The 515-nt window shown below is 62.9% G+C and carries 1 pseudogene; it reads right to left on the bottom strand.

Going from position 1 to position 515, the window contains the following annotated elements:
* A pseudogene (gene fadH / locus HMPREF9538_RS31345) lies at positions 1-356 on the bottom strand (NADPH-dependent 2,4-dienoyl-CoA reductase); the annotation flags it as partial.
* Positions 357-515 lie beyond the last annotated feature (159 nt).

Raw genomic sequence — 515 nt, forward strand, 5'->3', positions numbered from 1 at the left:
GAAGGGGCCACTAGCGCGGGCTGGTAGCTGTAGCGCCCGGTGTGCAGGATCTGCAGGGCGATTTTGCCGCCTTCCTGATGTACCGCGTCGGTAATATGACGATGGTGCGCCAGATGGCTGGCATCGTTGAGTACCGCGCCGCCGGCCATGGTGACCCCAGAGGGCGCCGGAGCGATGCCGCCGGTGACGATCAGCGCCACGCCGTGACGGGCGCGTTCGGCGTAAAAGGCCGCCAGCCGCTGCGCGCCGTCCGGCAGCTCTTCCAGCCCGGTGTGCATCGAGCCCATCAACACGCGGTTTTTGAGCGTTGTGAAGCCCAGCTCAAGCGGGGCGAAAAGCGACGGATAGCGGCTCATAGTGGCTTCCAATGTAAAATTATTGTTATGTGGTCGGATGAGTTACTAATTTAGCCATCGTGGAGAAAAAGGGAAAAGGGGAGTGCGGTGATTGTGATGGGATTCAAAGAACGGCGAAGCGTTGCCCCACCCCCCCCCCCCCGCCCCCCCCCCCCCGCC

It is taken from the genome of Klebsiella sp. MS 92-3 (assembly GCF_000195655.1).
In the GTDB taxonomy this organism is placed as follows: domain Bacteria; phylum Pseudomonadota; class Gammaproteobacteria; order Enterobacterales; family Enterobacteriaceae; genus Klebsiella; species Klebsiella pneumoniae.